Origin of the sequence: Haladaptatus litoreus, assembly GCF_900156425.1 — an archaeon.
In the GTDB taxonomy this organism is placed as follows: domain Archaea; phylum Halobacteriota; class Halobacteria; order Halobacteriales; family Haladaptataceae; genus Haladaptatus; species Haladaptatus litoreus.
Genome location: NZ_FTNO01000004.1, coordinates 135,243 through 148,491, shown reverse-complemented (window position 1 = coordinate 148,491; position 13,249 = coordinate 135,243). Strand labels below are relative to the sequence as shown.

Genomic DNA, 13,249 nt, shown 5'->3' with positions numbered 1-13,249 from the left:
AAGTCAAATGTGATAATGCTACGATGCGTGCCATGCGTCACATTTGAAGGCAGTGACACCACAAGAGTGTACCGAAATTATATGGATGAGAAGAGTTGAAATACTGTCAATTCTAGAGGGAGATACAGCGCCGTCATCCGCCTCACTCGGAATCGCTTGGCAGGTCTTTCTGTCCCGTTCGCACACACTCCCAACACGGGAGCTCCCCGAGCTCAGCACAGTCACACTCATCCGATACCGTATCCGCTCCTCTTTTAGAGGAACTGTGTGTCCTGTCACCGGTTGCAGTGGCGAATGCAACCCCGAGGAGGGGAAAGTCTCCTATCCCTATCTCTGATGTATGGGCCATACTAACCATTCGACAGAAGCTACCATAACCATGCGCCAACACCGTGGTGAAAGTGGTTAGCCGACTGCTTCAACGGGTGAATTTCTGGCGAGAGAGCGTTTCTCGCGGCACTTTCACCACCATCGTCCTCTCATCTTCATGTGTTGTGTGGATCCAAGGATCAACCCTGTCCGATGCATCGTTTTTCCTCCTCGAACTTCTTCCGGAGTGGTCACTTTTGAACTATCCTAATAGAGAGATCACATCGAGAATGACGCGGGTATCGAAATCATGGCTCTCTCATAGGAGCCACAAACGTCCCGTCGTCAGTTGCGTTTCTGACGGCAGCTGGTGCTTGCAGACGGTAGTGCGGTAGATATTGTTTGGACACATAATTTAAAGATTTCACAGTACTACGATGTGTACAAACTAAAATAAAAGCCGATTGAGATAAAATTGATCCCTTCTATAATATCTCGCTTGCGGATTCATAGTATTCATTTTCTACTCTATGTATATGACTAGTATATATTATCTACAATCTCAGTTGATTCAATGTGACGCCAGGTTATATAGGATTATTTTCAAATTACTATTGAAATGGCTATGATCGGGCGACTGAGTAGTGCTTGGTTCAATATTTACAAATATTATAAATATAATTTATTATCTATAGATCAAATTTTACTTACATTTATATAATATAAATGGAATTTCTGAAATCAAACTGTCCGATATTAAATTATAAATGCTTATATAGTGCCCCTTCGGCCTATGAGAATGTCAAACGTTGGCGTTGGTGACTCATAAGATGACAAAGGAAAATATACCTGATAAGATAAAACGGCGTCGTCTCCTTCAGGGAGTCGGAGCACTTGGAATTGCTTCTCTTGCTGGCTGTAGTGGAAGTTCAAACGAGAATCCTTCGGATTCAGGAGGTCAGCAGTCAAACGGCGGTAGCACGCTGACTCTCGCCCAAGTAAAAAGCCCACTGGAATTCGACCCGATTGTTCTGAATGACGTTCCATCAACGCAGGTAGCAGACCGCGTCTTCGAAGGGCTGTACACGTACGATGCTGGTATCAACGTTGTCCCGAACATAGCAACCGGCGAGCCAGAAGTTAAGAACAACGGAAAGACGTATGTCGTCGAAATGCAGGAAGGGGTCACGTTCCAAAACGGTGATCCGGTAACACCCGAGGACGTGAAATACTCGTTCGAAGCGCCAATCAAAGAAGAAACTGAGAACGCTGCAGAGTTGAACATGATCGACTCTATTTCGTCGAAAGGCGATCGAACGGTTCAGTTCGACCTCAAATACCCATATGGTCCTTTCCTGAACACACTGACGTGGTCGATTGTTCCTAAGAAGGTTCGTGAAAAGGACAAAAAGAAGTTCAACAAAAAGAAGCCGGTCGGTTCAGGCCCCTTTAAATTTGATAGCTGGCAAGAAGGGAAGATGGCCAAAATCACGCGCTGGGAGGACTACTGGGGCGAACCGAAACCAAATCTTGCCACAGTGGAATACAAGCCCGTCGAAGAGCCGACTACGCGACTGACAAGTTTGCAGACCGGTGAAAGCGACGTCATCGAAGAAATCCCACCAAAACTCTGGAAACAAGTGCAGAATATGGGCGACGCGAGTATCGAATCCGTCGTCGGGATGGGCTACTTCTATCTTGCGTTCAACTGTAAGAACGGTCCAACAGCCAACCCCAAGGTTCGGGAAGCAATCGACTACTGTTTCGACATGGACCAAGCCGTGTCGAACTTTGTAGAACCAACCGGCGTTCGCCAGTACAGTCCCCTGCCGGAGCAAATTGCCAAGAAATGGAATTTCCCACTGGACAAGTGGAAGAGTATCGCCCATGGGAAGGATATTGACAAAGCAAAAACGATGCTTGATGAGTCCGATGACGTTCCGAACAATTGGAACGCGAATATCATCGTGCCGCCAGACGACAAACGCGAACAGTTGGGCGTCACGGTGGCGAACGGCCTGAAGGAGGCCGGGTACAACGCGAACGTCCAGCGACTTGATTGGGGTGCGTTCCTCGATAAATACTCCTCGGGTGACCCCAACGATTACAATATGTACACGCTTGGCTGGTCAGGAACGCCTGATCCCGATGCCTTTACGTATTACTTCTTCACGGAAGACGCGCATGGGTCGACAGACGGCACCTTCTACAGCGGTGTTAATGACCAGATTGTGAACGCCCGAAAGACGGCAAGCAAGCAAGAGCGGAAGAAGCTGTACACCGAGGCGATCACCAAACTCCTCGAGGATCGGGCACATCTTCCAGCATATAACTTGAAGAATAGCTATGGGATGAAAAGTAACGTTCAAGGATTCAAAGCACATCCAGTCATGAGCTTTGCTCTCGCGACGGACTACGCGAACGCGTCTGTTGGATCGCAGTAGTCTCGTCCTTTCGTTTCAATACAAAATACAGTCATGGGAATCCTCCGATACACACTTAGACGTTTACTACAGGCAGTCCCGGTATTGATCGGTATCATAACAATAACGTTCTTGCTGACCAATGCGATTCCGGGCGACCCCGTCCAAATCATGCTTGGCCCCTCACCAAGCGCCGAGATGGTCGAGGAAATCCGCGCACAATATGGGTTAGACGAACCACTACCAGTACGATACGTAAACTATCTCACGGCCGTTGCACAGGGCGATTTCGGACAGAGTATCTACTACGGGGTGCCCGTGGTGACGAAAGTCATGGAGCGACTGCCAGTGACGCTCCTCCTCATGGCATCCAGCTTTGGATTCGCACTGGCGACTGCCATTCCGCTGGGGATTATCTCCGCTAAACGACGGAACAAACCAACTGATCACGTTTCGCGTATCGTCGCGCTCTTGGGAGTTAGTACGCCGTCGTTCTGGATTGGATTGATGCTTATTATCATCTTTGGGTACCATCTGAACGTCCTTCCAGCAACAGGAATCGTCCTTCCATGGGCCGACCCAAGTTCGGTCGACGGGGCGTCCTCCCAAATCGACGTTCTCTGGGAATCGTTCACCCATCTCCTCTTGCCAACTCTTTCGCTCGGAACCCTTCAGATGGCGGCGATCACGCGAATCGAACGGTCGTCGATGCTGGAAGTCTTGCAACAGGAGTATGTGAAGTTGGCGCGAGCCTACGGCGTCGCCGAGCAAAAGATCGTCCGAAAACACGCCTTCCGCAACGCACAACTACCCGTTATCACTGTTGTCGGTCTTCAACTTACCTCCGCGCTTGGTGGAGCAGTGCTAACCGAGACAGTATTCAATATCAACGGGATGGGACGACTCATCATTACCGCAATCAACAATCAAGATTATCCGTTGGTCATGGGAACGACGATTTTCTTTGGTTTGACGTTCGTCATCGGCGTCGTCCTCACTGACCTTTCGTATGCGTATATCGACCCCCGCGTAACCTACGATGAGGTGAACTAATAATGGGAACAAGTGAAGCGACTACAGAAACAGTCCGCAAACAAAATCAGAGCGATCACCAAGAGAACGAAGAGAAAATAGAAGCCCGCGTGGGGTGGCGATATACACTCGAACAAATTCGCCGCGACACGACTGCAAGAATCGGACTCTATATTATTGGCTTTATTACAGCGGTCGCCGTCTTCGCATGGATCGACGCGAAACTGCTCGACTACGCTATCGCTAGTCGATTTTGGTATAACCCGGTAAACGACCCCGCGAACGCGCAAATCCTTCTCCCACCAGTCGGAATAGAAAATACGTTCGGAAGTGGAACGTGGCAGTATCCGCTCGGCACCGACCACCGCGGACGCGACGTCCTCGTCCGGCTCGTATATGGATCGCGTATTGCTATACAGGTCGGCATCGTTTCGACTGGCTTCGGTCTCATTTGCGGTACTCTCGTCGGGGCCGTCGCGGGCTACCACGGTGGCTGGATTGATGACGCGTTGATGCGCATCGTTGAGACGCTATACGCGATTCCGTTCCTCGTGCTGGTTATCGCGTTCATGGCCGCATTCGGACGGGATTTAACCTTCGCCATGATCGGCGTCGGCATCACGACGATTCCGGTGTTCGCCCGCCTGATTCGGTCGCGCGTGGTCAGTGTGCGCGAAGAAGAATACATCGAGGCGGCGCGTGCCGCCGGAGTCCGTGACCGAAACATCATCCTCCGGCACGTCATCCCGAACAGTTTCGCGCCCGTCCTCGTGCAGGCGACCCTACAAGTCGGCATCAGCATCCTCATCGTCGCGGGACTCTCGTTCCTTGGCTTCGGTGCCCAACCGCCGACACCATCGTGGGGACAGATGTTGAGCCAATCACGCGGCTACATGCTCCCTGATCCGTGGTTCAGCCTGTGGCCAGGCATCGCCATCCTCATTACCGTGATAGGGTTCAACCTGCTCGGCGATGGTCTCCGCGACGCACTTGACCCACGGATAAACAACTGAAATATCACTCACACAAATGACAGAAAAATTGCTTCAAGTCGAGAATCTCAAGACACAGTTCTTCACCGAAGAAGGCGTTGTCCGTGCGGTCGACGGCATCTCTTTCGATGTTAAAAAAGGTGAAATCGTCGGCCTCGTGGGCGAAAGCGGGGCCGGAAAGAGCGTCGCCGCCCAAAGCATTCTTCGACTTATCGATCACCCCGGCGAAATCGTCGGCGGCGAAGTCCGGTTCAAGGACGACGTGTTGTTCGGCCTCGAAGAAGGGCCAAACGGCGATCTTAAACCCCGCGATGCGATGCTCTCAAACGAGGAGATGCGACGCCGGATTCGCGGCACAGAAATCGCCATTATCTTCCAAGACCCGATGGAGAGTCTGAATCCGGTGTTCACGGTGGGTAACCAGCTTCGGGAGTTCATCGAAATCAACCGGAATCTTTCGAAAGCAGAAGCAAAGGAAGAAGCGATTCATATGCTTCGCGAAGTTGGGATTCCGGAACCCGAAACGCGGTATGACAACTATCCCCACCAGTTTTCGGGAGGAATGCGCCAGCGCGTCCTCATCGCCATGGCGTTGGCCTGCGAACCGAGCCTCATCATTGCGGACGAACCGACCACAGCATTAGACGTGACTGTCGAGGGCCAAATCCTGACGCTGGTGGACGAGTTGCAGGACAAATACGATACGAGTTTTGTCTGGGTCACGCACGACATGGGCGTCGTCGCCGAACTGTGTGACCGCGTGAACGTGATGTATCTCGGCGAAATCGTAGAACAGGCCACGGTTGACGACCTGTTCTACGACACGAAACATCCCTATACACAGGCACTCTTGGATTCGATGCCGCGGCCTGACCAGACCGTTGAGGAGCTAAACCCCATCCGCGGTGTGATGCCGGAAGCAATCAATCCGCCACATGGATGTCGCTTCCACACGCGCTGTCCCGACGCCCGAAAAGTGTGTATGGAGGTGCATCCTGATTGCCGTGAGCTTACAGAAACGGGTGAACATTCTCACAAGGCAGCCTGTGTGAAACATGATGAGTTCGACGTTGGGTACGAAATCAGTGACCCCATCGATATTCGCGCAAAGACAGGAATTACCAGCGATCTCGTGACCGAATCAACAAGAGGAGGCAACTGATATGAGTAACTCATTGACGACCAACAACCAAACAGAGGACAAAGGAGCGACTAGTAAGCCACTGCTCAAAGTTGAGGGACTCACAAAACACTTCTCGGATGGTGGTGGATTTCTATCGGGACTGTTTGGCGAAGAGCAGAGAGTGCGTGCCGTTGAAGATGTTTCGTTCTCAATCCGCAAAGGGGAAACGCTGGGACTAGTTGGTGAATCTGGGTGTGGAAAAAGTACGCTCGCCCGGTCAATACTTCGTCTTGTCGAGCCAACCGATGGTACAGTCTATTTTAAAGGAGAGAATATGACCGCATTGAGTGGGGAAAAGTTGCGTGCTCAACGGAAAGACATGCAAATGATCTTCCAGGATCCGCAGTCGTCCCTTGATCCACGAATGAAAGTCGGTCCGATCGTCGAAGAGCCGATGAAGGCCCACGGGATGTATGATGCCAATGAACGAGAAACACGAGCACGCGAACTGCTTGAAAAAGTCGGGCTAGACCCACAACACTACAACCGTCATCCACACGCGTTCTCTGGTGGTCAGCGCCAGCGCGTAAATCTTGCTCGTGCTCTGAGCGTGAATCCGGATTTCATTGTTTGTGACGAACCGGTGACTGCATTGGACGTCTCTATTCAGGCGCAGGTGCTTAATACGATGAAAAACCTGCAGGAGGAATTTGGGCTCACGTATCTGTTTATCGCACACGACCTCTCAGTGATACGTCATATAAGCGACCGCGTTGCGGTAATGTATCTCGGCCAATTGGTCGAATTGGCAGACAAAGAAGAGCTCTTTGAGAACCCACAACACCCCTATACGCAGGCACTATTGGACTCCATCCCAGTTCCTGACCCACGCAAGGCAGGAACCCGCGGTGTCCTCGAAGGAGACGTTCCGAGCCCCATCGATCCACCAAGCGGCTGTCGATTCCGAACGCGATGCCCGAAACTTATCGCGCCTGCCGGGTATGAATTTTCATCAGATGAATGGGTGAATACGCGTCAATTCCTCCGCGCTGTCGAACGACGAGCGATCGAACCGATGAACAAGTCTTCCCTCGAAGCCCAATTCTTCGATGCTGCGAAACCAAGTGGCGAAGCAGGCCGTATTGTCGACGATGCAATCGCTCATGTCGCGAACGACGAGTGGACACAAGCGTCGGAACTGTTGGTCACATCGTTTGCTGAACAGAGCATTTGTGCGCGGGAAATTCCTGCATACGAAGTCTCAACAGAGAATGGAAAATCGCCCCATCAGGCAGCGTGTCATCGTCACCGTGATGATGTCATCGATAGCCGTCAAAAGTAGTCGTATGACTCAAAATCGCTTGAAGCCAAAGTATTGATCTCGGTCATAGATACCACCGCCATTAGGCCGTGATTGCGTACTAGCGACAACCAAGATCGGATTGACGAAGAGTGCATATTTAGTGGCAATAGTTATTAATAGCTATGCCATTGTTTACCACATTGTCAGAGAGGTTGGAGGGATACCGCGATTGTTGCACCCGTCCCCACCTCCTGTCATCCATTCGATACTGATCACAACTCTAGCAACTGTGTTTTCAAATTTCAAATTTCGAATCGGCGATCGTCATTTACTCACGTTTCGTTTCGACTACCTCGATAATCTTTGCTGCAGTCGTGCGAATTCGCCCGAGCCGATTTTGAATCATATTCACATCATCATTCTGCCATGCTGCAAGGTAGAATGCTGACCCACTCGTATCCAACCCGACATATCGACCGACGATGTACGCGACAGCTTCCGCCTCGACTTCACGTTTCGCTCGTTCAGTGTCATCGTTGACGTCGAAATGCAGCAGTGCGTGAGCGTATTCGTGGATCAACGTCACAGCGAGATCTGCCTGATTTACCTGATCTTTCACCTCCACGATTGGCTGGAGATCGTACAAACTCCGCTGTTTGCAGACACCCTTCGCCTTTCCGTGTTCCCAAGCGTCGGCGTCAACGATGTGAACCGTCACACCGAGCTCATCGGCTGCCTTCTGAAGGGTAGGAACGAGATCCTCGGTATCTCCGGTTGCTTCGGTTTCCAATTCGGGAAGTGGTTCACCCTCCGTCTGAGACACATCAAAAACAGCCGTGGGTCTGAATCCGACGAGCCCCTTCGACCACGCTTCCGATGGTGTCTCGTCGTATTCACACTCACTTTGCTCGTGGTAACTGGGCGAGTTCTCACAGTCGGGACACTGCTTTGTGATGATCGGCGCCCAAATCCAGATTCCGTGCTCGCCTTCCTGTACATGGCGGTCGAACTCGGTCCGCCAGGTGTTGTACCCGGCAACCTTTGTCGCGTTCGGACATTGAAGGGTAATCAAGAGCGTGTTCCGATGGGAGTAGTCATGGAATTTGGACTGAATAGTTAACCACTTCTGGAATTGTTGACTCGCTTTTGCCTCGTCAGTCAAGACAGTGAGGTCGTCAATCCATTGTTTGATCGTGTTGTGCATCTCGTCGCGGCGGGTGTCGGAGTCATCGAACGACACTGCAGTGGTAGTACTCGAAGCCATGGTTTTCGTACACGGACGCTTCTATCGAGCGCCCCGCACCCCTTGGGGGCCAAAAAAATCCTTGGTGGAGTTGTTCGATTTCGGGTATCTGTGTCTCTTTGGGGGTACTACCGTCGAATCTGTCACACGGTGTGATTTAATGTAAGATTAAGAAGAGGCCGGATTTTTTATTGCGTTGAGTCAGAGAGGACAGATGAGATGGCGCTTTCCAGTATAGTGCGACAGTGGCTCTCGCTGGATGAGAACGTTATTCGGGAGTGTCGCCACTGCGGGACGTCACTTGACACCACCGAACAGCCGTGCCCGACCTGTGGATCGGCTGAAGCCGTAGAATTCGACGTTTCGTGATCCTTTCGATGTGGGATCGACGCTCGCATGATTCTCGATCAATCTCGACAAACCATCAGTTCGCACGTGCCCAATGGCGAAGTTCGATGCTTTGGGTTGCGGCGTCCATCTCCTTTCCAGACGATCTCGGCGAGTGGCTGGACGACCAACCACATCTCTCCCCAAGCGGATTGCTTCAAAAAGCTATCCGCGACCAGCAAGAAAAAGAGGCCGAATAGTCAATGGACCCCACGCTTCGATTTCGCGCGTATCCAGACGAGGAAACCGCTAGCGAAGCGTAGCGACATATCGAGATTCACCGACAGATTCGCAATCACGCCGTCCGCGATTACTACCAAGCACCGCGGAACGACCGTCCGACCGCCTACGACCAACACCGGAAACTCACCGAGTGGAAACGTCGATGGGCGATCTTTGCGGAAGTGTCGGCTCATGCGGCCCAACAAACCGTGAGTCAAATCCAAAAGGACCAGAAGGTGCTCAAAGAGCACCGAAAGAACGGTCGCAAGACAGGACGGCTTAAGTGGCAAGGTGCGGGCGAGTTCCGGTCGGTAGCGTACCAGTCCGAAGGCTTCAACGTCAATCACACGACGGGCCACGACTTCGGGACGCTTACCCTCTCAAAGATCGGAGAGATACCGATACGAGCACACCGCGACTTGCCGAACACGGAGAACATCAAACGCGCCATTCTCAAGAAAGAACGGACCGGCGCATGGTTTGCCTGTTTCGTTGTCGAAGTCGAATCGCCCGCGAAACCAGATTCGGAAGACATCGACAGTGCCGACTGTATCGGTGTGGACCTCGGGGTTCTGTCGTACATCCACACGTCCGAGGACCTTTCAGTAGAGTGTTTGCACCTCGAATCGGAGTACGACCAGTACGTCCGCGAACAGCGGGCGCTCGACCGAACGGAACACGGGTCGGAAAACTGGGAGAACCAACGCCAGAACGTCGCCCGTGCGAAACGACAAATTCGGTGGAAGGTGCTCGACTTTCAGCACAAACTTTCGACGTGGCTGGTCAAAGCGTACGACGTGGTGGCAGTCGAAGACTTAGATGTGAAGTCGATGCTCGAAACCAGCCAATCCGCCAAGAACAAACAGGACGCCGCATGGTCTCGGTTCCTCGACATGCTCGAATACAAGGGAGAGTTGCACGGAACGCACGTGGTTCGCGTCGATGCTCGCGGAACCACAAAGGAATGCAACCAATGCGGTGTGGAAACATCAAAGCCGCTGTGGGTTCGGGAACACTCGTGTCCGGCGTGCGGCCACACCGAAGACCGGGACTTGAATGCGGCAAAGAACATCCTCGACAGGGGACTCAACAAACTATCTCTTCAGGTAGGGCCGGGACGGTCCGAATCAACGCCTGTGCAGACTGTACTCCCTGCGTTCGCTCATCACTCGGGACGGATGGATGCAAAGCACGTCGTCGAAGCAGGAAGCCCCGCGGCTTGACCGCAGGGTACGTTCACTGTTGCTCCCATCCTGGTCTTGGTACCCCCGGAAGCTCGTCTGTTGCATCAAGTAACTCATTCTCAGTCGTCCAGGGGTAACACCGACCGTGTAGTTCGAAGAGACGGAAGTCGTTCAGATGTACCCAGCTGTAGGAAGGAGCCTCGATCTCTTGCTCTTGGAGTTCATCAACAAGGGTGTCAACCGTGATGTCGATATCAACTCGCTTGGCGCGTTCGACGAGTGCCTCAAGTTCTGCAGTTTTCGTCTCCTCGCCGATGTCTGTGGCTGCCATGAGTTGTGCAGCCGCAGCGAGTACATCGCGTTCATCTGTGAGATGTGCTTCAGTTTCCCAGTGGTAGGCGCGTGGGAACGCGTACGCTTTCTCAAAGTACTCGGTTTCACCGATTTTACCCAGTTCGTTGACTTCACCGCCTGCATCCTGTTCGAACACGGCGGCGACGTAATCACTAAGCGTTGCCGTGATATGGAATTTCACGCGAAACTCGGGGAGTCGTGGGATGTCGATGTCTGTGAGATCGCCGATAAGAAACGCGTATGTACCGTATCGACGGTTCAATCGATCACTGACTGTCCGTACCCGGCGGAGATACGGGTCACGATAACTTCCGAGAACGAGATATGCGGTTTGATCCCGATCGTAGATCGCGGGTGTCTCATTGTTTGCCCAGGAGAGGATCTGGACCGCTTCCGTGGACCCAACATCCAGTCCTCGTAACGCTCGCTGTACGGCTGCCATAATCTTCCCAGCATTCGGTGGAACGGATGGAGTACTCATACATCTGTGTGCGACTAACTGAGTAAAAGACGTTTCTGATTGAGTCAGTCATATCCGGATTCTATTGACTTATTTGATCCAAACCATTATACGCCCGAGAACGCTACTGTGAAGTATGAGCGATACGGCCCCTGAAGGATTCGAGGATCCGTTCGCAGAGCAGCGAAGAATGCGTGAGTTGCTCTCGCAGGAGACTCGTCACCTCATCATCCAACTGATCCTTGGTCACCAGGCTCACCTCGTGTCGCTGGCTGAGCTTGACTATATGATTCCGAAGAACGAGGCAGCGATTCTCGACCAACTCGAGACGTTACGAGAAGCAGGTATCCTCGATGTCTACGTCCACGAACCGAATGTGTCGACACGGAATTTACCCTCGAAGTTCTGGGGGCCGACTGAACATGGCGTCGAGATCCTCTACGAACACAACTTCCTCCGAGGTGTCCCGGTTGCACGTGCTGTGTACGAGGAAACGCGAAAATCTGAGCGGATAACACGTCATGAAGGCGCACCGCGACCAGCTCTTCCAGAGGCCGTTACGGAAGCCCTCGAGTTTGACGAACCCAAAGCATCTGACACACTCTGATGAGACGTTGGGCTGGTGAAGTAGTCTGAGCTGCTAAATAGGCCATCGCTATCATTCTCGAACAGAATTCTGGTGTCTAGAGGTGATCTCTAACGTGACTCCTGTCAATCGTACTAAGGCTATGGCTCTTCATTCAGGAATCGAGCTTTAGAGACAAGCAGATTCACACGTGATTCACACTACTCTTCCAGGAGATCGCGACGCCCGGATCGCACACAGGGCCAACATGGAAAGCCACCCAGTCCATCACAGTCACAGTCCGCTGGTTGGTCACTGTCGCTGTTGTCTGTATGGGTTTCAGGGTTGTTCTCGATTTGTGTCCCGCCGTCTGCAACGAGGGAGTGGTCTGTCGCCGCTTGCAGGAGTGGTGTTCGGATCGCAACGCCAACCCGATGTTTGCATGCCCCATCGTAGCGGTCGTCCACCGGGCACTCACAGGAAATGGGTATCCCATTGCGAACGGTGACGAGATATTCATGATCAGCTGGTTTTGCGTGACTCGTATTTCGAACGAGGACACCCCTCGTTGTGAGTGAACATTCAAGGGCTTCGTACTGGGCGCGCTTTGCAACTCGTTTCGTGAACGTTAGGTGGGATAGGACGTTTCTATTGGACATACTCGCTCCACGAGGCACAGCTGATGTGCCCCGCACCCCTCGGGGGCAACAAAAACACGTTTTCGACGTTGCAGCACAAGACGCTCGTAGCAAGGGTCGAAAGGAAATCAGGCCGATCAATCGAATTGGTAATGTTGTTTCTTCTAACCACAAACTCGTGGCCGGTGCCACTTCTCCCCCTTCCACTGGTTTTGAGTCGATGGCCGCCAATACAACTACCGTACTAACAAGTATGAGTATGGCCGATCGAGCAGAGCGAAGCCTACACACTCATCGTCCGTCGATGGCAGATTTCACGGGGTGGAAAGAAAATTCGGCGGAGTTTGTCGTCAATGACGGCCCATCCTGATGGGTCGAAATTAGCGCGACACGGGGATTCCTGTGGCCATCGAACCTCGAATCGATGGCTGTTCGTGTGAACACGACCGAAGAATCCCGATTTATCGATCGGATACCCACAGAAGAACTCGCTAAAGCTGCCTATATTATTCTCGAAAACGGGCTTATGATGCCTCGAGAGGACTCGTGCTATAAACAGCGAGAAAATTCGACTGGAGTCGGAGTGGCCAGAAAATCAAGCAGCGGATGAACAGAGCGATTGACCTACTCGTCGCAATTGGTGCCGTTAATGAGGAAGTGCAATTGCAGGCGAACGAGGTCAACATCGACTCTCCCCTCCTAGATAATATATACTAGAGATGTACCGTCTCGAAGAAATAATGAATAATATTCCTGTAGTAACATTCTCGATCACTATTGGTATAGTCGTTTTTATACTGTGTATACGAGTGGGTTGTGAGGATGCACATATGTGAAGCATCAAGCGGAGATGGTACATTTCTAAAGAAAATACAGCGAGAGTTCCACGGGTCAGGTGACTCGTGGGGTGAATCGCGTACGCAATCGCCACAACCGGAAGAGTTAGGGCGTCTTCGCACGGTATTCCAATTCGAGGCCACCGTTAACAACCTCTCAAAATCCGACTGCAACAAA

At 52.0% G+C, this 13,249-nt stretch carries 11 protein-coding genes; 8 read left to right on the top strand and 3 right to left on the bottom strand.

Features of this window, described 5'->3' with window-relative positions:
• Positions 1-1,139: 1,139 nt before the first annotated feature.
• The 5 genes from BW974_RS17030 to BW974_RS17010 are packed head-to-tail and all read left to right on the top strand — an operon-like array spanning position 1,140 to position 7,221.
• A complete protein-coding gene (locus BW974_RS17030; RefSeq protein WP_076431441.1) occupies positions 1,140-2,753 on the top strand; it encodes an ABC transporter substrate-binding protein in 1,614 nt (537 codons plus the stop codon).
• A 33-nt stretch (positions 2,754-2,786) separates the two neighbouring features.
• Positions 2,787-3,785 (top strand): ABC transporter permease, encoded by a 999-nt coding sequence (locus BW974_RS17025; protein ID WP_076431440.1) that lies wholly within the window; start codon positions 2,787-2,789, stop codon positions 3,783-3,785.
• A gap of 2 nt (positions 3,786-3,787) precedes the next feature.
• Positions 3,788-4,777: an ABC transporter permease gene (locus tag BW974_RS17020; RefSeq protein ID WP_076431439.1), complete on the top strand. Its 990-nt coding sequence runs from the start codon at positions 3,788-3,790 to the stop codon at positions 4,775-4,777.
• A gap of 16 nt (positions 4,778-4,793) precedes the next feature.
• Entirely contained in the window at positions 4,794-5,918 is a 1,125-nt protein-coding gene (locus BW974_RS17015) for an ABC transporter ATP-binding protein (RefSeq protein WP_076431438.1), read from the top strand.
• Between the two features lies 1 nt (position 5,919).
• Positions 5,920-7,221 carry an ABC transporter ATP-binding protein gene (locus BW974_RS17010; RefSeq protein ID WP_076431437.1) on the top strand — a complete coding sequence of 434 codons (1,302 nt, stop codon included), beginning with the start codon at positions 5,920-5,922 and terminating at the stop codon, positions 7,219-7,221.
• Positions 7,222-7,510: 289 nt separating this feature from the next.
• On the opposite strand, the gene BW974_RS17005 is transcribed toward BW974_RS17010, so the two are convergent.
• Positions 7,511-8,446 carry an ArdC-like ssDNA-binding domain-containing protein gene (locus tag BW974_RS17005; RefSeq protein ID WP_076431436.1) on the bottom strand — a complete coding sequence of 312 codons (936 nt, stop codon included), beginning with the start codon at positions 8,444-8,446 and terminating at the stop codon, positions 7,511-7,513.
• A gap of 434 nt (positions 8,447-8,880) precedes the next feature.
• On the opposite strand from BW974_RS17005, the gene BW974_RS27030 reads away from it, so the two are divergent.
• Both BW974_RS27030 and BW974_RS17000 read left to right on the top strand, forming a co-directional pair.
• Positions 8,881-9,012, top strand: a complete 132-nt coding sequence (locus BW974_RS27030; RefSeq protein WP_281247712.1) for a hypothetical protein — start codon at positions 8,881-8,883, stop codon at positions 9,010-9,012.
• Between the two features lie 69 nt (positions 9,013-9,081).
• Positions 9,082-10,257: an RNA-guided endonuclease InsQ/TnpB family protein gene (locus BW974_RS17000; RefSeq protein ID WP_368275058.1), complete on the top strand. Its 1,176-nt coding sequence runs from the start codon at positions 9,082-9,084 to the stop codon at positions 10,255-10,257.
• Between the two features lie 13 nt (positions 10,258-10,270).
• Here the strand turns inward: BW974_RS17000 and BW974_RS16995 are convergent, their stop codons facing one another.
• The gene (locus BW974_RS16995) at positions 10,271-11,053 is read right to left on the bottom strand and encodes a DUF8170 family protein (RefSeq protein WP_076431435.1); all 783 of its coding nucleotides are present in this window, start codon (positions 11,051-11,053) and stop codon (positions 10,271-10,273) included.
• A gap of 115 nt (positions 11,054-11,168) precedes the next feature.
• Here BW974_RS16995 and BW974_RS16990 point away from each other — a divergent pair, with 115 nt between their 5' ends.
• Positions 11,169-11,639, top strand: a complete 471-nt coding sequence (locus BW974_RS16990; protein WP_076431434.1) for a hypothetical protein — start codon at positions 11,169-11,171, stop codon at positions 11,637-11,639.
• A gap of 179 nt (positions 11,640-11,818) precedes the next feature.
• Here BW974_RS16990 and BW974_RS16985 read toward each other — a convergent pair whose 3' ends face one another.
• Entirely contained in the window at positions 11,819-12,256 is a 438-nt protein-coding gene (locus BW974_RS16985) for an SWIM zinc finger family protein (RefSeq protein WP_076431433.1), read from the bottom strand.
• Between the last annotated feature and the right edge of the window lie 993 nt (positions 12,257-13,249).

What these genes read in the sequence shown, in the direction of transcription:
- BW974_RS17030 (WP_076431441.1), top strand. Translation starts at nt 1,140, where the DNA reads ATGACAAAGGAAAATATACCTGATAAGATAAAACGGCGTCGTCTCCTT.
- BW974_RS17025 (WP_076431440.1), top strand. Translation starts at nt 2,787, where the DNA reads ATGGGAATCCTCCGATACACACTTAGACGTTTACTACAGGCAGTCCCG.
- BW974_RS17020 (WP_076431439.1), top strand. Translation starts at nt 3,788, where the DNA reads ATGGGAACAAGTGAAGCGACTACAGAAACAGTCCGCAAACAAAATCAG.
- BW974_RS17015 (WP_076431438.1), top strand. Translation starts at nt 4,794, where the DNA reads ATGACAGAAAAATTGCTTCAAGTCGAGAATCTCAAGACACAGTTCTTC.
- BW974_RS17010 (WP_076431437.1), top strand. Translation starts at nt 5,920, where the DNA reads ATGAGTAACTCATTGACGACCAACAACCAAACAGAGGACAAAGGAGCG.
- BW974_RS17005 (WP_076431436.1), bottom strand. Translation starts at nt 8,446, where the DNA reads ATGGCTTCGAGTACTACCACTGCAGTGTCGTTCGATGACTCCGACACC.
- BW974_RS27030 (WP_281247712.1), top strand. Translation starts at nt 8,881, where the DNA reads ATGCTTTGGGTTGCGGCGTCCATCTCCTTTCCAGACGATCTCGGCGAG.
- BW974_RS16995 (WP_076431435.1), bottom strand. Translation starts at nt 11,053, where the DNA reads ATGAGTACTCCATCCGTTCCACCGAATGCTGGGAAGATTATGGCAGCC.
- BW974_RS16990 (WP_076431434.1), top strand. Translation starts at nt 11,169, where the DNA reads ATGAGCGATACGGCCCCTGAAGGATTCGAGGATCCGTTCGCAGAGCAG.
- BW974_RS16985 (WP_076431433.1), bottom strand. Translation starts at nt 12,256, where the DNA reads ATGTCCAATAGAAACGTCCTATCCCACCTAACGTTCACGAAACGAGTT.